Origin of the sequence: Gordonia sp. SMJS1, from assembly GCF_029866425.1 — a bacterium.
GTDB lineage: Bacteria > Actinomycetota > Actinomycetes > Mycobacteriales > Mycobacteriaceae > Gordonia > Gordonia hongkongensis.
This window is the reverse complement of record NZ_CP123381.1, coordinates 1,280,359-1,303,974: the sequence shown is the minus strand read 5'-3', so window position 1 is coordinate 1,303,974 and position 23,616 is coordinate 1,280,359. Positions and strand designations below refer to the sequence as shown.

The window sequence follows — 23,616 nt, the reverse complement described above, 5'->3', positions numbered from 1 at the left end:
TTCGACGAACTATCCGGCCGACGAGACGCGGCAGATGCGGACCCGGCGACCGGCGCCGGGATGGGGAGAGCCGCCGTCCGGGCCGGGTCCCGGCCGCAACGCCTACCTCCCCCCGCCGACCCACAATCCGCATCTCCCGCCGCTCGACGACCGCGCCCGTCCGCCGGCCGACGAGGCGACCCGGGCGATGCCGACCGACCACGGGCCCCAGAACGGTGGAAGCCGTACACCCAAGAAGCTGACGGTGATGCGGGTCGCGGCGATGCGGAGTCGCGAGCTGACCGGCAGGGGGATCGGCAAGATCCACCGGGCGGCCACCGCCGACGGCGCCGACCAGTCGGGCCTGACCGCGCTGACGCTGCCGGTGATCGCCAACTTCGCCGCCGACGCCGCGATGGCCGTCGCGCTGGCGAACACGCTGTTCTTCGCCGCCGCGACCGGTGAGTCGAAGACCAATGTGGCCTTGTACCTGGCACTGACGATCGCGCCGTTCGCCCTGATCGCTCCGCTCATCGGCCCGCTCCTCGACCGACTGCAGCGCGGCCGCCGCATCGCCATGGCCACGACCTTCGGCCTGCGCGTCGTCCTGGCCCTGCTCATCATGGCCAACGTCCAGTGGAACGACGCGACCCAGCAGCTGGAATACGACCCATGGGTGCTCTATCCGTGTGCCCTCGGTCTGCTGGTGCTGTCCAAGTCGTTCGGCGTCCTCAAGTCGGCCGTCACGCCGCGTGTGGTGCCGCCGACCATCGACCTCCCCCGGGTCAATTCACGGCTGACCACCTTCGGCCTCATCGGCGGCACGATCGTGGGCGGCGCGGTCGCCGCGGCCATCGAGTTCCTCCTCGGCCAGCTGCTCCCACTGCATCTGCCCGGCGCGATGGTGTGGCTGGCCGTCGTCGCCGCCGCCGGCGCCTACCTGTGCATGCGCATCCCGGCGTGGGTCGAGTCCACCGAGGGCGAGATCCCGACGACCCTCACCTACCACGGCGAGCCCGCGCGATCGGCCCCCGGCGACTCCGAGCAGCCGACGAGCGCTCGCGACGGCGCGAAGATGATCGCGGCGAAGATGCGCCAGCCACTCGGACGCAAGGTCGTCGCCGGGTTGTGGGGCAACGGCACGATCCGCATCCTGACCGGCTTCCTGACGCTGTTCGTGGCGTTCTACGCCAAGGCCCAGCAGGGCGACGCCTCGGACTGGACCCAGCTGCTCCTCCTCGGCGCGGTCGGCGCCGCCGCCGGCGTCGGCAACATGATCGGCAACGGCGTCGGCACCCGCCTCGAGCTGAAGAACCCGCCGAACATCGTCGTCGGCGCGACCGCCGCCTGCTTCGTCGTCGCGGTCCTGGCCGCCATCTTCGGCAACATCGCCGCGGCCGCCGTGGCAGCCCTGGTCGCCTCCGGCACCAGCGCGATCGGGAAGGTGTGCCTCGACTCGTCCATCCAGGACGACCTGCCCGACGAGTCCCGCGCCTCGGCGTTCGGCCGGTCGGAGACGGTGCTGCAGCTGTCGTGGGTCTTCGGCGCCTCGCTCGGGGTGCTGCTGCCGCCGACCCTGTGGATCGGGTTCACGGTCGTCTCGGTACTGCTCGGCCTCGGGCTGCTGCAGACGGTGATGACCACCCGCGGCAAGTCACTGGTCCCCGGTCTGGGCGGTCGACGCCCCGACCACGCCGCGCCCACCGTCGCCTTCCGCGCGGCAGAAGCCCGATCGGCCACCCGGACCGGTCCGGCGGACGCCGACACCCGACCGCACGCCGCGCGGCCCTCGACCGCCCGCATGCCCACCCGGACCCCGTCGACCGCCCCGTTCGAGACCCGGGGTGAGCGCCCGTACAGCCCCGGCGATCACCCGCCGCCCAACCAGACAGGACAACGTCGTCAGTGATCAGCAGTGGTGAGAAGAAGGCTCTGTCGATCATCGCGATCGTCGTCGTGCTGTTCGTCGCGGTGGTGGGGACGTCGGTGTTCCTGCTGACCCGCAACGCGGCGCACGACGATCAGCCCTACCTGCACGTCGCGGTCGGCGATGAGTTGCACACCGTCGATCCGCGCTGGTGGTGCGACCTGATGCTGACCGTGTGCGATCCCGAGATCACCGCGCCGAACGAGACCGCGACCGTGCCGGTGCCGGTGGGTTCGACGATCTTGCTGACGGTCTCGAGCGAGATCGCGCAGGGTCCGTGGAACCTCGCGGCGGTTTATCAGACTCCGCGCGGGATCGTCGAGGACGAGCGGCAGCAGGGCGCGGACGACACCTTCACCCTGACGCTCCGGTCGGAACCGGACCGGGTGCTGGTCGGGTTCACCGTGATCTCGGCGTCGGCGCGGCTCACCCCCGCCGACGACGTCCTGCCGCGCGGCGAGCTCGCGGTTCAGACCGCGCCCGCCGCGTAGTCGGTCCTAGGAGTCGAGCTCCCGCGCGACGGCACGCACGACTTCGGAGATCCGCTGTGCGGTCTTGCGGTCGGGGTAACGCCCCTTGCGCAGGTCCGGCTGGACCTTGCCCTCGAGCAGGGTGATGAGGTCGGCGACCATCCCGTGCAGTTCGTCGGGGGTGTGGCGCTTGGCGTCCTTGCGGGCGGCCTCGCGCACGTTCTTGGAGACGCTGGGTGCGGGTTCGAGCACTTTCACGCTCAACGCCTGCGGGCCGCGACGACCGGCGGCCATGCCGAACTCGACGCGCTGGCCCGGCTTGAGCGCCTCGACTCCGTCGGGCAACGCTGCCGAACGGACGTAGACGTCTTCACCGCTCTCCTGGGAGAGGAAGCCGAAGCCCTTGTCCGCGTCGTACCACTTCACCTTGCCGGTCGGCACTGTGCTCACCCTCATCTGTTCTAGATCTGTCGAAAAACGACCCGTCATGACAAAAGACGCCGTCACCCATCTCGCGGCCCGGACGGCGGAAGACCGTGCGAGCCCAGACGGATGCAAGGCGCCTGCTTCGGACCATCCTAGCCAACGCCCCACCGCGCGGTCACACCATTACCCGGCGGGCACGGATCGCGCGGCGTCGCACCGGCGCGCGTTGCACTACCGTGGCGGGTATGCAGAAGACATCCTCCCCGCGGTTGCTGCAGGCTGCCGGGGTCGTGTTCATGATCGGAATTCTGGCGATCGTGGCGTTGTTCCTGACACCGTTGGTGACCGGCGGCGACACCGCGCCGACCGCCGTCTATCTGCTGACCATGTGCGCACCGCTGGGCTTCGTCCTGGGCCTGGTGTACGCACTCCGTGCCGGACGCCGAGCCAGGTGAGGACCGTGACCACAACCATTGACACCACCCCCGATCTCTCGCCCGTCTCCGACGGGCGGGCGCTGCGCGACGCGTACAGCTGTTTCCCGTCGGGCGTCGTGGCGGTGTGTTGCGAACAGCGTGACGGGGATTCGACCACATTGATCGGAATGGCCGCGAGCTCGTTCACCACCGTCTCGCTCGACCCGCCACTCGTCTCGGTCTGCGTCCAGAACACCTCGACGACCTGGCCGCGGATTCGTACGGCTCCGGCCATCGGGGTCAGCGTGTTCGCCGGCGACCAGATCGAACTCTGCAAGCAGCTCGCCGGGTCGTCGGAGCACCGGTTCGACGGCATCACGCCGCTGAGCACCGATCGCGGGGCGGTCTTCGTGCCCGACGCGGCCGCCCACCTGTCGTGCACGATCCACAACGAGATCCAGGCCGGCGACCACACCGTCGTGTTGTTGGAGATCGAGACCTTGCGCGCCGATCCCGACATCGAGCCCCTGGTCTTCCACGCCAGCACCTTCCGCGCCCTGGAGGCGCGCACGGACCCGACCCGGAAGTGAGTCGCCCAGCACCATGAGCACGGTCGGCCTCGGACTGCCGCTGCCCCGCTCCCCGCGGGAAGCAGCGACCTCCGATGTGCCCACCGACGGGCCGTTGCTCGACACCTTCGGTCGGGTCGCCAAGGATCTCCGGGTCTCGGTCACCGACCGCTGCAATCTGCGGTGCTCGTATTGCATGCCGGCCGAGGGCCTCGACTGGATGCCCACCGACCAGGTGCTCTCCACCGACGAACTGATCCGGGTACTCACCGTCGCCGTGCGCGACCTGGGAATCGAGCGCATCCGGTTCACCGGCGGCGAACCACTGTTGCGCCGCGACCTCGAAGACGTCATCGCCGCCGTCGCGGGCCTCCCGCAGTCACCCGAGATCGCGATGACTACGAACGGACTCGGACTGCCCCGGCGGGTCGGCGGTCTGGTCGACGCCGGCCTCGACCGCATCAACGTCTCGCTGGACACCATCGACCCGGTCCGCTTCGCCGACATCACGCGCCGGGACCGTCTGACGGATGTGCTCGACGGCCTGGCGGCGGCACGCCGCGCCGGGCTCGACCCGGTCAAGGTCAACGCCGTGGTGCCCGACCGCAGCGACCTACCCGGAGTCCCCGACCTGCTCGCCTACTGCCTCGAGCACGGTTACGAGCTACGGATCATCGAGCAGATGCCACTCGACGCCGACCACGCGTGGCAGCGAGCGCAGATGGTGACCGCACAGGAGATCCTCGCGACCCTGCGGAAACGGTTCGCCCTGCTGCCCGACCCCGCCCCTCGAGGAAGCGCTCCCGCCGCCACATGGCTCGTCGACGGCCACCGCGGCGCCCACGGCCCAGCACGGGTCGGGGTGATCGCGTCGGTCACCCGGCCGTTCTGCGGGGACTGCGACCGCACCCGGCTCACCGCGGACGGATCACTGCGCAACTGCCTGTTCGCGACGTCGGAAACCGACATCCGGCACGCGCTGCGCACCCTCCCCGACGACGAGATCGACGCCGCCCTCGCGCGCCTGTGGCGCGCGAACATGTGGGCCAAGGCGGCCGGCCACGAAGTGAACGCGGCGGGCTTCACCCAACCGGATCGGCCGATGTCGGCGATCGGCGGCTAGGCTCGCGTCCGATGCAGCTCACAGTTCGTTTCTTCGCGGCCGCGCGCGCCGCGGCCGGTGCCGAGGAGAAGGTGATCGACGTCGACCCGTCGACCCCGCTCGGCGCCCTCGAGGGCATCCTCGCCGCCGGAAACCCCTCCCTCGCCACGGTTCTCGAACGCTGCTCGTATCTGCGCGACGAGATCGCGTTCTCCGATCGGACGCGTGCGCTCGGCACGTGCACGACACTCGACGTCCTCCCCCCGTTTGCCGGTGGCTGACGACACACCCGGCTTGTGACCTTAGTCACATCACGGCGCGGTAACAGGATGGGCACGGGACGGCCACTAACCCGTTGAACTGGGATGACGGCCGAAGTGGGTCGGAAGACCCGGATCCGGGCCGAAAATCGCTTGCGTCCAAGCAGGTGATTCAGTCCAACGAACGACGTACTGTTCGAAGCGTCCTCCTCGGAGGTCACGACACAGCAACCAAGACATAACGTCCCACCGGCCGCGCCGAGCCTCGTTCCGCCGGTGGGAACGACAAGCAATCTAGGAACGAGGACGGGGGACCCAACCTCATCCCCTGAGACCGGGCACCACACCAGGTGTCCTCGGGGTTAAGTCCCGGAAGTCGCGGCGACCACCACGACGACCCGGGACCGAGCACCTCTCGCTCGAACCCGACAGCTGACTTCGTAGGCGCGTGGAGAGAGGAAACACATACATGTCCGGACGTCATCGCAAGCAGACGACCAGCACGGCCGCCAAGACCATCACCAAGGTCGCCCTCACCGGCGCGGTCCTCGGCGGCGGAGCAGCCCTCCTGGGCACCGGTACCGCCAATGCGGCCACCGACGCCGAGTGGAACCAGGTCGCGCAGTGCGAATCCGGTGGCAACTGGGCCATCTCGACCGGGAACGGCTACCACGGCGGCCTGCAGTTCTCCCCGAGCACCTGGACCGGCCACGGCGGCGGCGAGTTCGCCCCGACCGCCGATCAGGCCTCGCGCGAGGAGCAGATCGTCGTCGCCGAGCGTGTGCTCGGTTCGCAGGGCAAGGGCGCCTGGCCCACCTGTGGCACCGGCCTGTCGGGCTCGACCCCGCGCAGCGCGCCGACCGACACCCCGCGTGAGATCGCCCCGGTGCTCCCCGGCGGCAACGGCAGCGTCGATCTGGCGAAGACCACCGAGGACGTCGCCAACCAGGTCACCGACGCCCTCACCGAGGCCGGCGTCAGCCCCGAGATCAAGAACCTCTGGCAGGCGGCCAAGGACAGCGGCGTCACGCTGAACCAGGATCAGATCAAGCTGTTCAACGACAACAAGCACCTGCTGCCCAACCCCTGATCGCCGCTCGACGCCTGATCTGGGACCCAGACGAAGGGCCCCGCACGATGAACCATCCGTGCGGGGCCCTTTTCCATTGGTTTCGACAAGCTCAACCAGCGGGGGGTCAGCTCAACCAGTGGGGCGGAGTCAGGCCGAGTTGACCCACTCGTCGGTGCCGTCGTCGAAGAACTGGTGTTTCCAGACCGGTAGCCGGGCCTTGACCTCGTCGACGAGGCGCGAGCAGGTCTCGAACGCCGCTCGACGATGGTCGGCCGCCACCGCGACCACGAACGCGATGTCGCCGATCACGAGGTCGCCGACCCGGTGGGACACCGCGACCGCGCGCACCCCGTCGACCGCGGAGACCTCCGCGACGACCTCGGCCAGGACCTTCGTCGCCGTGGGATGCCCCGAGTAATGCAGCGCGGTCACGGTGCGGCCGCCGTCGTGGTCGCGGACCGCGCCCACGAACCCGACCACCGCACCGGCTTTGCCGTCGGCGGCGTCGATGACCATCGCCTCGTGGTCGGCCAGCGTGATCGGCTCGTCGACGACGGCGGTGTGCACCATGTGCGAGCCGGCCTCACGGGTCATCGGTGGTCGCCTCCGCGGATCTGATCGAGCGCGTGGTGGACGACCCCGGCGAGGACGCCGAGCCCGTCGCGGACCCCGCCGGTCGAACCGGGCAGGTTCACGACGAGGGTCGTCCCGGCGATTCCGGCGAGTCCGCGTGAGAGGACCGCGGTGGGCACCGTCGGCAGCCCGGCCCAGCGGATGGCGTCGGCCAGACCCGGGATCTCGACGTCGAGGAGCGGGCGGGTCTGTTCCGGAGTCCGGTCCGTGGGCGTCAAACCCGTTCCGCCCGTGGTGATGACGAGGTCGACCTCGGCGTAGATCGCGGCGCGGAGGGCCTCGCCGACCGGCGGGCCGTCGGCGACGACGTCGCACTCGTCGACGGTGAAGCCCTGCTCGACCAGCCAGGCCTCGATGATCGGTCCGGACCGGTCTTCGTAGACACCGCTGCTGGCGCGGTTCGACGCGACGACGACGCGCGCCACGCGGGAAGGATTCCGGTCAGTCATGAGCCGGGTCAGACGGTTCGCGGTACCAGTCGCCGGATTTGCCGCCGGTCTTGGCGAGGAGGCGGATGCCGTCCATCTGCGCCCGTCGGTCGACGGCCTTGACCATGTCGTGAAGCGTCAGCCCGGCGACTGCGACCGCGGTCAACGCCTCCATCTCCACACCCGTCTGGCCGGAGGTGGCCACGGTCGCGGTGACCTCGATGGTGTCGGCGCCGATCGCGAAGTCGACCTCCACCGACGACAACGCCAGCTGATGGCACAGCGGGATCAACTCGTCGGTGCGTTTGGCCGCCATGATCCCGGCGATGCGCGCCGTGGCCAGCACATCTCCTTTGGGCAGCCGCGACTCGCTGAGGTGACCGATCACCTCGGCGGTGGTGCGGAACGTGCCGGCGGCGACGGCGCGACGCTTCGTCGTCGGCTTGGCGCCGACGTCGACCATGCGGGCCGTTCCGGACTCGTCCAGATGACTCAGCCGGGAGCCGCCGGCCGGCCCGGTGTCCCGGGCGTCCGACCCACCTTCGTCAGTCCCGGTGGGCGGCATCGACGTCAGCGGTTGACGATGGTCTTCGACTGCACGAACGGCAGGTCGTCGACCGGAAGCGGGAACTCCGTGTCGCCGAACGGCGACAACGCACCCGAGATGTGGGTCGCGAGTTCGGAGACCGCGTGCTCGGCGGCGTCGCCGTTCTCGTCCTGCGGCCAGCCGTTGTCGACGTAGTGCTTCTTGCCCTTGGCAGATTCGACGACCTTGCCGGTGCCGGCCCCCGCTTCGCCGGAGGAGGGTGTTTCAGCGCCAGATTTGTTTGCCACGTCGTGCATTGTGCCATGCCGTTCGAATGAACAAGACCCGTGTCCGGGGCGGAAGTCCCGTGCCGGGGCTATGGTCGTCGCAACACAGGTCACGCCCCAGGAGGCGCCCATGGTCGCCCAACCGGTCCAGGTCGCCGGCTACCGGGTGATCACGCGGCTGGGGAGCGGCGGAATGGGCACCGTCTACCTGGTCGAGAATCCGCAACTTCGTCGGCGCGAGGCCCTCAAGGTGATCTCGATCGCCGAGACCGTCGACGAGGAGTTCGCGCGCCGGTTCAGTCGCGAGGCACAGACCGCGGCCGCCCTCGACCATCCGTCGATCGTCACGATCTACCACTACGGCGTCGCCGAAGGCGACCCCTGGTTCACGATGGCCTACCTCGACGGCCGTGACCTCCGACGCGCCTCGCTCCGCCCGGACGAGGTGGTGGCCGTCGTCTCCCGGGTCGCCGATGCCCTCGACTACGCACACGAGCACGGCGTGATCCACCGCGACATCAAACCGGGCAACATCATGGTCACGCGCCGCGCGATGGACGACGCCCTCGACCGCGTCGTCGTGCTCGACTTCGGGATCGCGAAGCTCACCACCGCGACCACTCTGACGGCGCCGTCGTCGTTCGTGGGCACCCTCGTCTACGCCGCGCCGGAGATCCTCGACGGCAAACCCGCGGGCCCCGCATCGGATCAGTACGCGCTGGCCTGCACCGCCTACGAATTGCTCTCCGGCGCAACCCCGTTCGACGCCGACACGCAGACCCGTCACATCGTCGCCAAGCTCACGACACGCCCGGCGCCGATCAGCACCCACCGCCCCGAGCTCGCCGCCCTCGATCCCGTCTTCGACCGTGCGCTCGCGCGCGGCCCCCTCGACCGCTACCCCACCTGCGGTGCGTTCGCCGCGGATCTGCGCGCCGCGCTGGGGCGAACCCACTCCGACAACCGGCCACCCGCGCCCGTGGCTGCGACCCAGGTCATCACCCCGCCGCCGCCGGCCAAACCGACCCAACCGTGGGTCTCCCCATCCCCCGCGCCCCCGACGCCCTCCCACCGGCGACGGTGGCCGCTCGCCCTCGCCGCGGTCGCCGTGGTCGCGGTGCTGGCCGTCGTCGTCGCGATCGGGGTCCTCACCCTCGGCGGCGGCGATGGCGGGGACGCGTCCGACGCCCCGTCGTCGCCGATCGCGGCGGCCGATGCCGGCGCCCAGCTCAGCGCCGGGCTCGGTGCCACGTGCTCGATCCGGGACGGAACCGCCTATTGCTGGGGCGACAACGCGGCCGGCCAACTCGGCGACGGCACGACCGACACCCGCCAGACTCCCACGCCGGTCGCCGATCTCAGCGGCGTCACCGCGATCAGCACCGGTGGACCCAACAGCTGTGCGATCGCCGAGGGACTCGCGTACTGCTGGGGGAACAACGACTACGGGCAGATCGGCGACGGCACGACCGACGCGCGGCTGACGCCGACCCGGGTCGCCGGTCTCGCCGATGTCACCGCCATCTCGACCGCCAACTGGGCCACGTGCGCGATCTCGGCGGGCTCGGCGTACTGCTGGGGCACCAACGACTTCGACCAGCTCGGCGACGGTTCGACCGCGAATCAGTACCGGCCGGTCCGGGTCGCCGGGCTCGACGACGTGACCGCCATCAGCGTCGGCGTGAACTTCACGTGTGCCGTCGCGACCGGTGACGCCTACTGCTGGGGGCTCAACGACAACGGACAGGTCGGCGACGGCACGACCACGAACCGCGCCCGCCCGACCCGGGTCGCCGACCTGGACGGCGCGACGTCGGTCTCGGCGGGCGCCGCGACCGCCTGCGCGATCGCCGGGGCGAGTGCATATTGCTGGGGCGACAACGCGTTCGGCCAACTCGGCGACGGCACCACCTACGGCCGACGCACGGCGACGCCGGTGTCCGGCCTGGACGGAGTCGAGGCCATCAGCACCGGCACGTCGAACACCACCTGCGCACTCGCGGCCGGGGTCGCGTACTGCTGGGGCGCCAATGCCTGGGGCTCGGTCGGCGACGGCACCCTGACCGACCGGCCGGCGCCCACCCGGGTGAACGGATTGTCCGATGTCGGCGCGGTGTCCACCGGCGAACGAACCACGTGCGCGCTCGCGTCGTCATACCTGTGGTGCTGGGGTTTCAACGCCACCGGACAGCTCGGCATCGGGGGCACCGACGACCGTCTGACCCCCACTCAGGTCACGTTCTAGCGTCGGCTCCGTCATCCGGTTGAAGGGTGCCCCGGACCTTTCCCGGTTCGGTATCGTCCCTGCATACGTCTGCGAGAGCAGCCATTTGGCAGCCGCTCTCCCGCCAAGCCAGAAAGAGGTGACGCCGTGCCGTTGAGTCCCGGCACCCACATCGCCGGTTATCGCGTGGTCTCCCAGCTCGGCGCGGGCGGTATGGGCGAGGTGTACCTCGTCGAGAACCTGCAACTCGAGCGGCGGGAGGCCCTGAAGGTCATCTCCACGGCGGTCAGTGCCCAGCCCGGGTTCAACCAGCGCTTCACCAACGAGGCCCGCACCACCGCGAAGCTCGACCATCGCAGCATCATCACCATCCACCAGTACGGCATCGAGGACGGCTCGCCCTGGTTCTCGATGAGTTACGTCGAGGGCAAGGACCTCACCGAGGAACGTCTGACGCCGGCGGAGGTGTCGACGGTCGTCGGACAGGTGGCCGACGCCCTCGACTACGCGCACCGCCACCACGTGGTGCACCGGGACATCAAGCCCGCCAACATCCTAGTCACGCGCGATCCGGCGACGAACGCCGTCGAACGCGCCCTCGTGCTCGACTTCGGCATCGCCAAGCTCGCCGGCTCGGCCAACCTGACCGGCACCCATTCGTTCATCGGGACGGTCGCCTTCTCGGCCCCGGAGACACTCGAGGGCGCCGACGCCACGGCCCGGTCGGACCAGTACTCGCTGGCCTGCACGGCCTACGCGATGCTCGCGGGGCAGCCGCCCTTCGTCGGACAGTCCGAACCGTCGGTGATGCTGGGCCACATCCAGCGCCCGGTTCCCCACATCGGCCAGCTGCGCGGCGACCTCGCGCACCTCGACCCGGTGTTCCAGCGCGCCCTGTCGAAGAATCCCGCATCCCGCTACCCCGACTGCCGCAGTTTCGCAGCCGCCTTGAAGTCGGCGCTCGAATCCCCTGCCGCACAGGGCAACACGATGATCGCGGGTTCGGTTCCGCCGCCCACCCTCGTCGGCGGTGGCACCGGCGGCCCGTTCACGGGTCACCCCTCGGGACCCCAGCAGCAGTTCGGCCCACCCCATGGCCAGTACACCCCGCCGCCGCAGCCGACCATGACCGGGCCGTCGGGCCCGCAGCCGCTGATGAACAAGCCGTCGGGACCCCAGCCGATGTACTCCTCGGCCCCTCACCTCTCGGGCCCGCACGCGCAGCCCGGGCATCCCCAGGTCGGCTACCCGGGTATGCCGCCGGTCCCGCCGAAAAAGAAGAAGCGGACCGGCCTCATCGTCGCCGGCGTACTCGGCGCCGTGCTGCTGCTGGTGGTCGCCGCCGTCGTGGGACTCGCCGTCCTGGGCAGCACCGTCGCCGACCCGGAGAAGGCGACCGTCGCGCAGCCGGTGGTGAGCACGAACTTCGGCAGCAGCTGCGCCGTGGTCAACGGCAGCGTGCACTGCTGGGGCGACAACGACTCCGGTCAGCTCGGCGACGGTTCCACGACGCCGCACACCCGACCGGTGGCGGTGACCGGGGTCGCCAACGCGACCGCGGTCACCACCGGCGGCTACCTCACCGGCGAGAACGCCTACGTCTCGACGGCCTGCGCCATCGCCGCCGGCGACGCATTCTGTTGGGGCAACAACCATTACGGCGAAGTCGGCAACGGTTCCAGCGGTTCGACGGTGGACTCCGCGACCAAGGTCGGCGCCATCTCCGACGTCAAGGCGATCTCCACCGGCTGGGGCACCACCTGCGCGGTCGCCGGCACCGACGCCTACTGCTGGGGCAACAACGAATACGGCCAGCTCGGCACCGGCGGCGGCACCGACCCGGTCTCGGCACCGACGAAGGTCCCCGGGCTCGGCGTCGTCACCGACATCACCACCGCCTACGGCACCACCTGCGCGGTGTCGGACGGCTCGGCGTTCTGCTGGGGCGCCAACGACAATGGGCAGATCGGTGACGGCAGCACGACGGCGCGCTCGGCGCCGGTGAAGGTCGGCGCGCTGACCGACGTCACCGACATCACCGTCGGCGGCTACCACGAGGCATCCGACGACGACGATCCGAACACGAACACCAGCACGTACTTCCAGACGACCTGTGCGGTCGCCGGTGGCGACGCGTGGTGCTGGGGTTCCAACGCCTACGGCCAGATCGGCGACGGCACCACCGAGACCCGCCAGGCCCCCGTTCAGGTCGGCAATCTGAGCGGCGTCTCGGCCATCTCCACCGACTGGGGCACCACCTGCGCGGTCTCCGACAACCGGGCCTTCTGCTGGGGAGACGACGACCGCAGCCAGCTCGGCTCGTCCGGCGGGTCGGTGAAGATCCCCCGCGAGGTCTCGACGCTGACCGACGTCACCTCGATCTCGACCGGCAACGGGACGTCGTGCGCGATGGCGGCCGCGTCGGTGTACTGCTGGGGATTCAACAACGACGGTCAGGTCGGCGATGGTTCCAGCGGCGACGGCGCCAACCGCACGACGCCCACGAAACTGACCATCTAGCCGCCCCGCCCCTAGGACTCGCGCGACCCGATCAGCGCCTCGGACACGGTCTCCGCGGCCGTGCGGAGCGCCCCGACCGCGCGGGCCCGGAGCCCGTCGTCGAATCGGGCGACCGGCCCGGAGATCCCGACCGCCATGGGCGTGGGCGCACCGGGGACGGCGACCGCCATCCCGCAGACGCCGACCTCGTGTTCCTGTTCGTCGGTGGCGACCCCGCTCGCCCGTACCTGCTCGACGGCCGCGAACACACCCGACAGCGACGTGACGCTCCATTGGGTGGCGGGGGTGAGCCCGGCCTGCGTGACGTGTTTGAGGATGCGCGCATCGTCGAGTTCGGCGAGCACGGCCTTGCCGACCGCGGTGTTGTGCATCGTGACCCGACGGCCGACCTCGTTGTTGGTGCGCATGCTGTGCGGGGACGGAACCTGCGCCACGTAGATGACCATGTCGCCGTCGAGGACGGCGAGACTTGCGGTCTCGCTGAGTTCGCCGACCAGGGAGGCGAGGACGGGTGCGGCGACCGCGCCGAGCTGCCGGTTGGCCACCTCGCCGAGTCGGATGAGCCGGGGGCCCAGGGCGTACGACCGGTTCGGGAGCTGCCGGACATACCCGATTCCCACGAGTGTTCGCAGCAGCCGGTGGATGGTCGGGGGCGGAAGCGGGGATTCCGCCGACAGATGGCTCAGTGAGCACTCGCCGCCGGCGCGCCCGATGAGCTCGAGCAGTTCGAATGCGCGCTCGACGGATTGCACACCGCCGGAGTTCCCCGCCATCGCCACCTCCACAGTCCGGCATCACGCTACGTTCCATGATGTGAAACCACAATCAGGGTCCGTCTGCGCACACGGGTGGTCGCATCCGACAGTTCTGGAGTAAACTCCGCTCTGCGGAATTTGATTTCCATTGATCCGACACGAAGGGGCGCCATGAGCGTGCAACCCGGTCGCCTCGGCGCGACCTTCCTCGCTGAGATCGAGGCCGCCCTCGCACCGTCGGACGCGGTGCTATCCGATCGGTATCCGGGCGACGACGGGAGCCGGCAGCCGGTCCACACGGTCTACGTTCCCGCCGACCGGTACACCGCCGAGCTCGCCCGGGAGTGGGGCCATTCCGCCCTGGAGGCAGCCGCCGACCACGGCGGCCTCGCCGCGATCGCCCGCTCGACCGTCGCCCGGACCGACTCGGCGGCCACCGCGCTCGCGGATCTCGTCGAGAACAAGCTGCGCACCGAGCCCATCGAGGATCTGCGCATCGACTTCGAGGACGGTTACGGTGTCCGCGCCGATGACGAGGAGGACGCGCACGTCAGCGCCGCCGTCGCCGCGATCCGGGCGGCCGGCGACGCCTCACCGCCGTTCCTCGGCATCCGCTTCAAGTGTTTCGAGGCCGACGTCCGCGCCCGCGGCCTGCGCACCCTCGATCTGTTCGTCGCCGGCCTGGCGGACACCGGGGACCTCCCGGCGGGTCTGACGCTCACGCTGCCCAAGGTCACCTCGACCGACCAGGTCGTCGCGATGGTCGCCGTCGCCCGCGAACTCGAGCGGGTTCACGGACTTCCGCAGGGTCGCATCGGTTTCGAGATCCAGGTGGAGACCCCGCAGTCGGTGATGAGCGCCGACGGCACCGCGGCCGTGGCGGCGATGATCCAGGCCGGCGAGGGCCGGGTGACCGCACTGCACTACGGAACCTACGACTATTCGGCATCCCTCGGCATCGCCGCGGCGTATCAGTCGATGGAACATCCCGTCGCCGACCACGCGAAGGCCGTGATGCAACTCGCCGCGGCCGGCACCGGTGTGCGGTTGTCGGACGGTTCGACGAACATCCTCCCCGTCGGAGACGCCGAGGCCGTCGAAGCCGGCTGGGCGTTGCACGCGCGACTGGTCCGGCGCCACCTCGAGCGCGGCTTCTATCAGGGGTGGGACCTCCACCCCGCGCAGCTCGTCACCCGCTTCCTGGCCACATACGCCTTCTACCGTGACGGATTCGATTCCGCCGCAGTGCGTCTGCGCAACTACGCGCACAAGCTCGAGTCGTCGGTGCTCGACGAACCGGCGACGGCCCGCGCACTCGCCGGCTTCATCCGACGCGGCGAGGTGTGCGGCGCGCTGACCGTCGACGAGGTCGAGACCGCGACCGATCTGCCCATCGAGAAGGTGCGCGACTTCGCACTCCCCCACTCACAGAGGACAACCCGATGAACGCGACGCCGTACTACACCCCCGCCGGTGGGCTCCCGCCGCAGACCGATCTCCTCAGCGACCGCGCGGTCGTCACCGAGGCGTACACGGTGATCCCGCGCGGCGTGCTGCGTGACATCGTGACCTCGGTGTTCCCGGAGTGGACCGACACCCGCGCCTGGGTGCTCAACCGCCCGGTGCCCGGTGGCGCGCAGACCTTCGCCCAGACCATCGTCGAGGTCGCCCCGGGCGGCGGATCGGCTGCGCCCGAACCGCAGTCGGAGGTCGAGGGTTTCGTCTTCGTCACCGCCGGATCGCTGACCGTGACCATCGCGGGCGAGGAACACGTCCTGACCGACGGCGGCTTCGGCTACCTGCCCGCGGGCACACCGTGGTCGGCACACAACCGCGGCGATGTCCCCGTCTCCTTCCACTGGATCCGTAAGCGCTACGAGCCCATCACGGGCCACGAGCCGGCCCCGAAGTTCGGCAACGAGCGCGACATCGAGCCCTCCCCGATGCCCGACACCGACGGCGCGTGGCGCACAACGAGAATGCTCGATCCCCAGGACCTCGCCTACGACATGCACGTCAACATCGTGACCTTCGAGCCCGGCGCATCGATCCCCTTCGCCGAGACCCACGTGATGGAGCACGGCCTGTACGTCCTGGAGGGCAAGGCCGTCTACCGGCTCAACGAGGACTGGGTGGAGGTCCAGGAGGGCGACTACATGTCCCTGCGCGCCTTCTGCCCGCAGGCCTGCTACGCCGGCGGGCCGTCGAACTTCCGGTACCTCCTATACAAGGACGTGAATCGGCAGATCGTGCTCTGAGAGGTCGCCTCCGGTTCCTGTCGTACCGTGAGAGACGATGCGTATCGCGGTGGTGGAAGACGACGACGGGGTCGGTGACGCACTCGTCGACGCCCTGAACGAGGTCGGGCACGAGCCCCGTCGCATGCGCCGCGGCGCCGATCTCCTCCTGGGTCACCGTGACTTCGACCTCGCGCTTCTCGACCTGGGGCTGCCCGACGAGGACGGGCTGACCGTGCTGCGCAGGCTGCGGGCGGTGAGTGAGATGCCGGTCGTGGTGCTCACCGCGCGGCAGGACGAGAGGTCGGTGGTGCGTGCGCTGCGCGGGGGCGCCGACGACTATGTGGTGAAACCGGCGCGCCTCGGCGAGCTGATGGCCCGCCTGGAGGTGGCCGCCCGTCGGCGCACCGCCGACGCACCTCCACCCGCGGCGCGACAGATCGCCACCGGCGACATCGTCGTCGATCTCGACGCGCGACTGGTGACCGTGGCCGGCACCGACGTCGCCCTCACTCCCAAGGAGTTCGAACTCCTCGCGCACCTCGTCACCCGCCGGGGCGAAGCCGTGAGCCGCGAACAGTTGATGGACGCGATCTGGGGCGACGCCTACGTCGCCATCTCGCGCAGCCTCGACGTCCACATGACCGCGCTCCGGGCGAAGCTCGGCAGGCCCGGCGTGATCGAGACGATCCGCGGGTACGGCTACCGCTGGGGTTCCTGAGCGATGTGGCGGCGCGTGTTGCTCGTGCTCGTCGTCTATTCGGCGATCGTGGTCCTGGGCCTGGCGGTACCCCTCGCGACGACGGCGAGTCGTGAACGGCTGCAACGGTTCACCGAGAGCCGGACCGCATCCGCGGTCTATTTCGCCGACCTCGCGGATCGGGATCCGGAGATGCGGGGTACGGAACTCCAGCGGGCCGCCGAGCGCTACCGCGACCTCTACGACGAAGGTGTCGTGGTGGTCGATCGAGCCGGCACGACGCGCGCTTCGGCCGGCCTCGCAGCCCGGTCACCCGCGGTCGCCGAGGCTGTCTCCGAGGCGCTGCGCAATCAACGCACGCGGATCGCGTCGGGGCTTACGCCCTGGTCGCCCGACTCGGTACTCGTGGCCATGCCGATCGGCACGGGCACCCAGGTCGACGGCGCGGTCGTCATCGAGGCGTCGACGACGGCGGCGAAACGCGATGTCGTCAGAACGTGGGCCGTGATCGCCGCCGGGGCCCTCGCGATGCTCGTGATCGGGTCGATGATCGCGGTTGCGTTGTCGCGGTGGACAGTTCGCCCACTCACGGCGTTGTCGGCACGGGTGCGCTCGCTGCGCGCCTCGATCATCGACAGCGGCCCGTCGGCGAACGACACGACCCCGGGCGGATCGCCCGGTCAACGCCACACCGGCCCACCGGAGGTCCGCGAGCTGGCCCGGATCTTCGACGCGATGGCGGACGACGTCGAGAACGCCACCGCCGCCCAGCGCCGCCTGGTCGCCGACACCGCGCACGCACTTCGTAATCCGTTGGCGGCGGTCCGCTTTCGCCTCGACACCCTCGGCCTCGGATTGACCGGCCGCTCGCTGGAATCGCATCGGAAGACCGTCGTGGAGATCGACCGGCTCGACCGCATCGTCGACGACCTCCTCGTCCTCGCCACCGCCGAGTCGCGGCCCGCCGGTTCCACCACAGGGGTCTGCGACGTCGCCGCCGTGCTGGTCGAGCGCCACGATTTCTGGGCGGACGCGCTCGCCGACGCGGGGATGTCGGCGTCGATCACTTCGCCGCCCCGGCCCGGGTCGGTGATCGCCGCGCTCGACGAGGACGACCTCATCCGGGCGATGGACGTCCTGATGAGCAACGCGGTCAACCACGCCGGGGAAGGTGCCCACGTAGAGCTGGGCTGTCGATCCGAGGGAGCGCGTATCCGGGTCTGGGTCGCCGACACCGGACAGGGCGTGACGGCCGACGACTTGCCACACATCACGGAGCGGTTCTTCCGCGCGTCGTCCGGCAGCGGGCCGGGCTCCGGACTCGGATTGGCCATCGCCGCGGCCCTTGTCGAAGGAGCCGGCGGCGAACTGGAGGTGACCGCCGGACGCCCCGCGGGACTGCGGGTGGACCTCTGGATCCCGGCCTCCGACGTCCCATTCCACGAGGCCGTGGACGACCTGTCCTAAGGGAGTGTTAGGAAACCGCGATCGGCTTCCGTTCCGCCTGTGACTGCGTTCACAGTGTTAGGGGCACCGACGCCGGACCGGGTCGGGTGCACGTTCGACGACCTGGAGGACCCTGATGACCGACTCGCCCACCCGGCAACCCGCGAACGCCCGGAGCGCACCGCCGACGTCGTCGGCCGCGGCGACGCGTCGTGCCGTGCTCAACACCCTGCGCGGGTCGTCCGGCAACCTCGTCGAGTGGTACGACGTCTACGTCTACACCGTCTTCGCGACCTACTTCGAGAGCCAGTTCTTCGACTCGGCCGACAAGAACTCAACCGTCTACGTGTATGCCATCTTCGCCGTCACCTTCCTGATGCGGCCGGTCGGCTCCTGGTTCTTCGGTCGGTACGCGGACCGTCGGGGCCGCCGGGCCGCGTTGACCTTCAGCGTGTCGCTGATGGCGGCGTGCTCATTGGTCATCGCGTTGACACCGGGTCGCGAGTCGATCGGCGTATGGGCGGCGGTCGTCCTGGTGCTCTGTCGACTGGTACAGGGATTCGCGACCGGTGGCGAGTACGGCGCGTCGGCCACCTACATGTCCGAGGCGGCCACCCGGGAGCGTCGCGGCTTCTTCTCGTCGTTCCAGTACGTCACGCTCATCGGCGGACACGTACTGGCGCAGCTCACCCTGCTGGTGATGCAGGGCTTCCTCGACAAGGACCAGATCTCCGACTTCGGTTGGCGTATCGCGTTTCTCATCGGCGGCGTGGCCGCGGTGGTCGTCTTCTGGCTGCGCCGCAGCATGGACGAGTCGCTCACCCCGGAGCAGTTGGAGGCCGTCCGCAGCGGGGCCGACTCCGAGTCCGGCTCGATTCGCGAACTCGTTCTGAACTACTGGCGCCCTCTGCTGGTCTGCTTCCTGGTCACCATCGGCGGCACCATCGCCTTCTACACCTACAGCGTCAACGCACCGGCCATCGTCAAGACCGCCTACGAAGACCACGGTCGCACCGGGACCTGGATCAACCTCATCGGTTTGATCTTCCTGATGGTGTTGCAGCCGATCGGCGGGATGATCAGCGACAAGGTCGGACGCAAACCCGTCCTCATCTTCTTCGGCGTCGGCGGTGTCCTGTACACCTACGTCCTGATCACCTACCTGCCCCAGACCACCTCGGTGGCAACGTCGTTGACCCTGCTCGCAGTCGGCTACATCATCCTCACCGGCTACACCTCCATCAACGCGATCGTGAAGGCGGAGCTCTTCCCCTCTCACGTTCGCGCGCTGGGAGTGGGTCTGGGCTACGCGCTCGCGAACTCGGCTTTCGGCGGCACCGCGCCGCTGATCTACCAGGCCGCGAAGAACGGCGGTCATGTCCCGTGGTTCATCGCCTACGTCACCGTCGTGATCGCGGTGTCGCTGATGGTCTACATTTTCGTCTTGCGCAACAAGGCGGAGACCCCACTCGATCGCGAGCAGGGGCGGGCCTTCCTCGACGCAGAGGCCGTTGCCCGGCGGGCCTAAGGTGTCATCATGTCGTTCGCGCGCGGGCCGGTGGACCGGCGGACTATGCTCCGCGGGGCCACCGGCCTGGGCGCGCTGCTTCTCCTGACCGCGTGCGAAACCGAACGCGGCGCACCGGTCCGCCTCGCGGCGGGCGAGCCCGGTGGCTTCTTCTGGGAGTTCGCCGGTCTCCTCGCCGCGGCGGCCGACCGGTCCGGCGCGCTGGAGATCCGCCCGCGGCAGTCCGGCGGCTCGGCCGAGAACCTCGACGCCCTGGCGAACGGTTCCGCGGAACTCGCCATCAGTCTCAGCGACACGGCCATCGAGCGCGCGGGCCCACAGCTGACGGCGCTCGGATGCGTGTACGAGAACTACTTTCAGGTGGCGGTCCGCACAGGGTCCGGGATCGCGACGGTCGCCGACCTGCGCGGGCGGTCGGTGAGTGTCGGAGCACCGGGGTCCGGCGCCGCCGGACTCTCCGAGCGGGTACTCGCCGCAGCCGGCCTCGATGCCGGCCGCGACATCCGCCCGGTCCAGCAGACGATGGCCGACGCTGGCGCCGCCCTTGCCGCGGGAGAGGTCGACGCCGTCATGTGGGCGGGCGGTCTGCCGACCCCGGCGTTCACCGACTTGCGCGTGCCGATCGTCCTGCTCGACCTCGGTGGCGTAGTCGCGGGCCTACGACAGCGGTTCGGACCCGCATACGAGCCCGTACGCATCCCGGCCGACATCTACGGCCGGCACCCCGCGGTCACCACCGTCGGGATCGCGAATCTCCTGCTCGCCCGTCGGGATGTACCGGATGCGACCGCCGCGGCCATCGCCGACGTCCTGCTCGACCAGGCTGCTCACCTCGTGCCCGCCCAGGCGATCGGCAGCCAGTTCCTCGACGCGCAGTCGTTGATCCTCACCGGACCCATCCCCCTGCATCCGGGTGCCGCGGGCGAGTACCGCCGTCGGCACGGGTGAACCGCAGCCGCTCGGCGACGGGTCGCGGTCCGTGATACACCTAGGCCGACGAGTCGAGGGTCGAGAGGATCACATGAAACTGGTGGCATCCCGCCGCTCCGAGTTGGTCGCCGGATTGTTCGCGATCACACTGATCGCCGCCGGTTGCGGCACGTCAGACGCCGACGAGTCACCCTCCGGAGCCTCGACGACCGGGGGTTCGACGACGACCTCAGCGGCCGGCGACACGACGGGCCCCGTTCCTGTCGTAGAAAACGCGAAGCCCACCGAGACGACGGTCATGGGCGAGGACGATGTCGAGGTGACCCTCACCGGTCCGATCGCAACGAAGTACGCGTCGGCGACCGAGGCACAGCGGGCCGCCCTGGGCAAGCCGTTGACCGGGGATCACAACGCGGGGACACGAGAGAGTGGCGTTGTCTACCAACAGTTCCGCGGTGGCGTGATCATCGCGAGGGACAGCGACCCCGCAACGCCCGGGTACATCGTCACCTCCGGCAAGATCCGGGACGCCTGGAACACCGAGCGCGCTCCGGACGGCACCCCGTTGCTCCTCGGCACCAACGGCTCGGCCGGGCCGCTCGGTGTGCCCACGAGCGACGTGACGGTCGACGGTGACCTCGAGGTGGTCACCTTCGAGCACGGCGAGATCTCCGAGAACACCGAGACCGGCGAGGTGACCGTCACGGTCAACGGCAAGATCGTGCCCTCCGGTTTGCGGTGAGGCGATGAGACGTCGGATTGTCGCGGTGGCTGTCAGCGTGATCGCGCTCGTGGCCGGTGGTTGCTCGACTCCGCCGGACCAGCAGTCGTCAACGCCATCACCGTCTTTCGGTACGCCATCGGCTGCGCACGGACCCGCGACGGCTCCCCCGGTCCCCGCGGGGACCGAATCCTTCGACGTCGTCCGCGTCGAGTATCTCAATTCCGACGATGCCGACCCCGCCGAGAACTGGGCCGATCTGTACCTGCCTGCGGGCGCCCGCGACGACGACTCGCTGCCGCTGGTGACGATCATCCACGGTGGCGGTTGGGAAAGCCGGGCCGGTGCAGAGCAATTCGACGAGATGGCCAGAGACCTCGCCGACCGGGGGTTGGCCGTCTACAACGTGGAGTACCGACGTCTGGGCACCGGCGGAGGGTGGCCCACGACCTTCCACGACGTGGCCCGAGCACTCGACCATGTGCCCGCGATGGCCGAGACCTACCCGCAGTTGCGAATCGACGACGAGCTGGTGGTCGGTCACAGCGCCGGTGCGCAATTGGCCGTGTGGGGCGGCACGCGCCATCGCCTCACCGATGACGAAGTGGGTTCGCGTCCGGCCTTCGTTCCATCCGGGCGGTGTCCATCTCCGGCCCGCTGGACATGCGCCACGCCGTCGACCACGGCAACAACCGGGTGATCACCCATGTCCTGGGTGGCACACCACGACAGGTCCCCGCGCGCTATGACTCGGTCGACCCCATCCGCAATCTCGATCCGGCGCTACCGGTCACCTTGTTCCACGGACTGGCCGACGACGATGTCGACCCGACCAACTCCCGCCGCTACGCGACCGCCCTTGACGCCGCCGGCGGCTCGGCCGAGCTGCACATGTTCGACGGCGAGACCCACACCTCCCTCGTCCACCGCCAGTCCCCGTCCTACACCCGAATCCTCGACCGGCTCACCGAGATCACGCGGACCGACATCGATGAGCTGCGCGACGAATAGCTACGCCGCCTCTCGGACGACTGGTGCTGAGCGAGTCTCGTTGCGCTGCTTCCATTCCCACACCGCGTAGAGCACCTCGGTGGTGTAACCCAAATCCATCCGACCCCCACCGATCGGCACCGTCGCATCTACCCCGATCCGTTGATCGGGTCGCCACCCGCCCGGCCTCGAAGTCGGTGGCGCCACCTCGATCTCAGTGCCGTCCGGGCGATGAAACGTGAACCGCTGCAACCCATGCGCGGTGATCGCAAACTCGCCCCGATGCAACGACCGATGACACGACCCACACAACAAGATCAGATTGTCCGGATCCGTCCCCCCACCCGCCGACCAGAACACCACATGATGGGCATGCAGATGACGCGTACGCCCACACCCCGGCACCTGACAACACCGATCCCGCACGAACAACGCCCGCACCAACGCCTTGTTCGGCGCCCGCTTCCGACGCCCCACCCCCAACAACGCCAGCTTGCCGAGTTGCCCGGGCACCCGGCGACTCGCCACATCCCGCGTCGACGCCCCGCACCGGGCTTCGTCCACCTCGGCCTCCGACAACGCCGGACCGTCATCGAGATGAGCCGACTCCACCCCGTCACCGGCATGAATCAGGATCTCCGCACCCGGCGCAAGATCGGGCATCGCGATCCCGTCATGCACCATGTCGGCCATCGCCACCACCGCCGGCGCAACATTCGACGGCACCTGCCGCCACAGATCCCGACGCCGAGACGGAACCACCTCCGAATCCTCAGGTGCCGAACCGGCGTCAGTGTTCCGCGGAACACTCTCAGCCGACGGTAGATCCGGATCATCGCAGGTCCGGGTGCCTTCATACTCCGCACGCACCGTCCCGGCCAAAAACCGCGCCCCATCCAACGGACTCAACCGCAGCGACACCGACAACGACCCGTCATCGTTCCACTTCCACCGGCCCGTCGACTCCACCGGTGGCCGGCTTTCCTCTTCGACGCCACAGTTGCGGTCGACCTGGCCCATCGCCCGTACCGCCCGATCCAACTGACTCGCCGTGCACGACAACGCCAGATTCACCAACTCCGCCTCCCGCTCCGGCGTAGCCACCCGTGTCAGGGCGCGGACCTTCGAATACGTCAGCCGACCCTCGCGAAACGCCGTGCGGATCGCCGGCAATTCTCGTATCGCCTTGGCGACCCTCAACTGCTCATGCGCCGTTCGCGGTGCAATGCCGGCCTTCCACGACAACCAGTGCGCCAGCGAATGAATCCCCGGCCCCCGCCACGACTCCCGCTCATCCAGTTCTGCCACCAGTTCAAGGAATTCCGCTGTCAGCGCCGTGATCTGAGCCGCATATCCCAGCACCCGCGCCTCGAGCACCTCATCCGTCAATGAGACCGGATCCGCATCGTCGAACATCGACGACGCATCTCCACCGGAACGAAAAGCACTGACCCCCATCGCAACCCCCAG

25 protein-coding genes and 1 riboswitch are annotated in these 23,616 nt (G+C 69.5%); of the genes, 18 read left to right on the top strand and 7 right to left on the bottom strand.

Features of this window, described 5'->3' with window-relative positions; genetic code table 11:
• Positions 1-34 precede the first annotated feature (34 nt).
• Complete coding sequence (locus QAD21_RS05950; protein ID WP_280361613.1) at positions 35-1,888, top strand: MFS transporter; 1,854 nt, start codon at positions 35-37, stop codon at positions 1,886-1,888.
• Complete coding sequence (locus QAD21_RS05945; RefSeq protein ID WP_205334245.1) at positions 1,885-2,397, top strand: DUF2771 family protein; 513 nt, start codon at positions 1,885-1,887, stop codon at positions 2,395-2,397. Before QAD21_RS05950 ends, QAD21_RS05945 begins: the two co-directional genes overlap by 4 nt.
• 6 nt (positions 2,398-2,403) lie before the next feature.
• On the opposite strand, the gene QAD21_RS05940 is transcribed toward QAD21_RS05945, so the two are convergent.
• Positions 2,404-2,817, bottom strand: coding sequence for a cold-shock protein (locus tag QAD21_RS05940; protein WP_205334249.1), 414 nt, complete (start codon positions 2,815-2,817; stop codon positions 2,404-2,406).
• Positions 2,818-3,047: 230 nt separating this feature from the next.
• Between QAD21_RS05940 and QAD21_RS05935 the strand changes: the two genes are divergently transcribed.
• The 5 genes from QAD21_RS05935 to QAD21_RS05915 all read left to right on the top strand — a co-directional run bounded on the left by QAD21_RS05935 (position 3,048) and on the right by QAD21_RS05915 (position 6,239).
• On the top strand, positions 3,048-3,257 hold the full coding sequence (locus tag QAD21_RS05935) for a hypothetical protein (RefSeq protein WP_058251626.1): 210 nt from the start codon (positions 3,048-3,050) through the stop codon (positions 3,255-3,257).
• 5 nt (positions 3,258-3,262) lie between these two features.
• Entirely contained in the window at positions 3,263-3,808 is a 546-nt protein-coding gene (locus QAD21_RS05930; RefSeq protein ID WP_058251687.1) for a flavin reductase family protein, read from the top strand.
• Between the two features lie 13 nt (positions 3,809-3,821).
• Entirely contained in the window at positions 3,822-4,910 is a 1,089-nt protein-coding gene (gene moaA, locus QAD21_RS05925) for a GTP 3',8-cyclase MoaA (RefSeq protein ID WP_205334244.1), read from the top strand.
• An 11-nt stretch (positions 4,911-4,921) separates the two neighbouring features.
• Positions 4,922-5,170, top strand: a complete 249-nt coding sequence (locus QAD21_RS05920; RefSeq protein WP_058251628.1) for a hypothetical protein — start codon at positions 4,922-4,924, stop codon at positions 5,168-5,170.
• 225 nt (positions 5,171-5,395) lie between these two features.
• Positions 5,396-5,612: riboswitch (cyclic di-AMP (ydaO/yuaA leader) on the top strand.
• Positions 5,613-5,618: 6 nt separating this feature from the next.
• On the top strand, positions 5,619-6,239 hold the full coding sequence (locus QAD21_RS05915; protein WP_165630416.1) for a transglycosylase family protein: 621 nt from the start codon (positions 5,619-5,621) through the stop codon (positions 6,237-6,239).
• 129 nt (positions 6,240-6,368) lie between these two features.
• On the opposite strand, the gene QAD21_RS05910 is transcribed toward QAD21_RS05915, so the two are convergent.
• From QAD21_RS05910 to QAD21_RS05895, 4 genes are read right to left on the bottom strand one after another with little or no spacing between them, the layout of a single operon-like run.
• On the bottom strand, positions 6,369-6,815 hold the full coding sequence (locus QAD21_RS05910) for a molybdenum cofactor biosynthesis protein MoaE (protein ID WP_165630417.1): 447 nt from the start codon (positions 6,813-6,815) through the stop codon (positions 6,369-6,371).
• Positions 6,812-7,303: a molybdenum cofactor synthesis domain-containing protein gene (locus tag QAD21_RS05905; protein ID WP_165630418.1), complete on the bottom strand. Its 492-nt coding sequence runs from the start codon at positions 7,301-7,303 to the stop codon at positions 6,812-6,814. The genes QAD21_RS05910 and QAD21_RS05905 overlap by 4 nt, the downstream gene beginning before the upstream one ends.
• Complete coding sequence (gene moaC / locus QAD21_RS05900) at positions 7,296-7,847, bottom strand: cyclic pyranopterin monophosphate synthase MoaC (RefSeq protein ID WP_165630419.1); 552 nt, start codon at positions 7,845-7,847, stop codon at positions 7,296-7,298. Before moaC ends, QAD21_RS05905 begins: the two co-directional genes overlap by 8 nt.
• 5 nt (positions 7,848-7,852) lie before the next feature.
• Entirely contained in the window at positions 7,853-8,125 is a 273-nt protein-coding gene (locus QAD21_RS05895; protein WP_058251633.1) for a hypothetical protein, read from the bottom strand.
• Positions 8,126-8,225: 100 nt separating this feature from the next.
• Here QAD21_RS05895 and QAD21_RS05890 point away from each other — a divergent pair, with 100 nt between their 5' ends.
• Positions 8,226-10,340, top strand: coding sequence for a protein kinase (locus QAD21_RS05890; RefSeq protein WP_165630420.1), 2,115 nt, complete (start codon positions 8,226-8,228; stop codon positions 10,338-10,340).
• Between the two features lie 126 nt (positions 10,341-10,466).
• Positions 10,467-12,839, top strand: coding sequence for a protein kinase (locus QAD21_RS05885; RefSeq protein WP_165630421.1), 2,373 nt, complete (start codon positions 10,467-10,469; stop codon positions 12,837-12,839).
• Positions 12,840-12,850: 11 nt separating this feature from the next.
• On the opposite strand, the gene QAD21_RS05880 is transcribed toward QAD21_RS05885, so the two are convergent.
• Complete coding sequence (locus QAD21_RS05880) at positions 12,851-13,612, bottom strand: IclR family transcriptional regulator (protein ID WP_058251688.1); 762 nt, start codon at positions 13,610-13,612, stop codon at positions 12,851-12,853.
• 153 nt (positions 13,613-13,765) lie between these two features.
• Here QAD21_RS05880 and QAD21_RS05875 point away from each other — a divergent pair, with 153 nt between their 5' ends.
• From QAD21_RS05875 to QAD21_RS25315, 9 genes are all read left to right on the top strand, one after another.
• Positions 13,766-15,040, top strand: a complete 1,275-nt coding sequence (locus QAD21_RS05875) for an aldolase/citrate lyase family protein (RefSeq protein WP_137810525.1) — start codon at positions 13,766-13,768, stop codon at positions 15,038-15,040.
• Positions 15,037-15,852, top strand: a complete 816-nt coding sequence (locus QAD21_RS05870) for a bifunctional allantoicase/(S)-ureidoglycine aminohydrolase (RefSeq protein ID WP_137810526.1) — start codon at positions 15,037-15,039, stop codon at positions 15,850-15,852. Before QAD21_RS05875 ends, QAD21_RS05870 begins: the two co-directional genes overlap by 4 nt.
• Before the next feature lie 37 nt (positions 15,853-15,889).
• Entirely contained in the window at positions 15,890-16,552 is a 663-nt protein-coding gene (locus QAD21_RS05865; RefSeq protein ID WP_068972650.1) for a response regulator transcription factor, read from the top strand.
• A gap of 3 nt (positions 16,553-16,555) precedes the next feature.
• On the top strand, positions 16,556-17,998 hold the full coding sequence (locus QAD21_RS05860; protein ID WP_068972649.1) for a HAMP domain-containing sensor histidine kinase: 1,443 nt from the start codon (positions 16,556-16,558) through the stop codon (positions 17,996-17,998).
• A 115-nt stretch (positions 17,999-18,113) separates the two neighbouring features.
• Positions 18,114-19,505, top strand: coding sequence for an MFS transporter (locus QAD21_RS05855; protein ID WP_137810527.1), 1,392 nt, complete (start codon positions 18,114-18,116; stop codon positions 19,503-19,505).
• A 9-nt stretch (positions 19,506-19,514) separates the two neighbouring features.
• On the top strand, positions 19,515-20,453 hold the full coding sequence (locus QAD21_RS05850; RefSeq protein ID WP_137810528.1) for a TAXI family TRAP transporter solute-binding subunit: 939 nt from the start codon (positions 19,515-19,517) through the stop codon (positions 20,451-20,453).
• Between the two features lie 73 nt (positions 20,454-20,526).
• The gene (locus QAD21_RS05845; protein WP_068972653.1) at positions 20,527-21,177 is read left to right on the top strand and encodes a hypothetical protein; all 651 of its coding nucleotides are present in this window, start codon (positions 20,527-20,529) and stop codon (positions 21,175-21,177) included.
• 4 nt (positions 21,178-21,181) lie between these two features.
• Positions 21,182-21,856 (top strand): alpha/beta hydrolase, encoded by a 675-nt coding sequence (locus QAD21_RS05840; RefSeq protein WP_307814824.1) that lies wholly within the window; start codon positions 21,182-21,184, stop codon positions 21,854-21,856.
• Positions 21,796-22,167 carry a prolyl oligopeptidase family serine peptidase gene (locus QAD21_RS25315; RefSeq protein WP_307814825.1) on the top strand — a complete coding sequence of 124 codons (372 nt, stop codon included), beginning with the start codon at positions 21,796-21,798 and terminating at the stop codon, positions 22,165-22,167. Before QAD21_RS05840 ends, QAD21_RS25315 begins: the two co-directional genes overlap by 61 nt.
• Here QAD21_RS25315 and QAD21_RS05835 read toward each other — a convergent pair whose 3' ends face one another.
• Positions 22,168-23,562 carry an HNH endonuclease signature motif containing protein gene (locus tag QAD21_RS05835; RefSeq protein ID WP_249356464.1) on the bottom strand — a complete coding sequence of 465 codons (1,395 nt, stop codon included), beginning with the start codon at positions 23,560-23,562 and terminating at the stop codon, positions 22,168-22,170.
• Between the last annotated feature and the right edge of the window lie 54 nt (positions 23,563-23,616).